The sequence below is a fragment of the Megasphaera sp. AF13-6AC genome (genome assembly GCF_027685385.1).
GTDB classification, from domain to species: domain Bacteria; phylum Bacillota; class Negativicutes; order Veillonellales; family Megasphaeraceae; genus Megasphaera; species Megasphaera micronuciformis.
In genome coordinates this window covers 2150-2570 of sequence record NZ_JAQCUN010000156.1, presented here as the reverse complement: position 1 = coordinate 2570, position 421 = coordinate 2150, and the positions used below count along the sequence as shown (strand labels likewise).

Sequence of the window (421 nt, the reverse complement as noted above, 5' to 3'; positions counted from 1 at the left end):
CAATAGCCTTTTCGGCCTTAAATACTCCGGCATACACTTCGTCAAGCTTTTCCCGACCTATGTCACTGTATCCGTAACCACTGGATCCGGCAAAATGATAAGCCGAAAGACGAGCCTCTTTAAAAGCTTCCAAGACCTTTTGCGTATTCTTCAGCGCCGTATGGTCGATTCGTTCAAATTGTTCGGCACATTCTTTTAATGCTTCCCGTCTGATTTGTTCAATATCCACGTTATTTCACCCTTTGCTCGACTTTCGAGCCCCATTCATTTTCTATATCTTGAATAACGGCAGAGGCCAATTCATCTTCCGTTACAAAATCATCCTTTTCATACCATCGAATATACGGCATGCGCTTAAACCACGTCATTTGCCTCTTCGCAAAATGACGAGTTCTCTTCTTAATAAGCTCACTCGCCGCCT

At 43.7% G+C, this 421-nt stretch carries 1 protein-coding gene and 1 pseudogene; both read right to left on the bottom strand.

The window, feature by feature from the left end:
* Positions 1-229 (bottom strand): methionine gamma-lyase family protein (locus PGX78_RS07480; protein ID WP_270446253.1); only part of this gene is annotated, 229 nt, incomplete at its 3' end.
* Between the two features lies 1 nt (position 230).
* Positions 231-421: pseudogene (locus tag PGX78_RS07475) on the bottom strand (tRNA (adenosine(37)-N6)-dimethylallyltransferase MiaA); the annotation flags it as partial.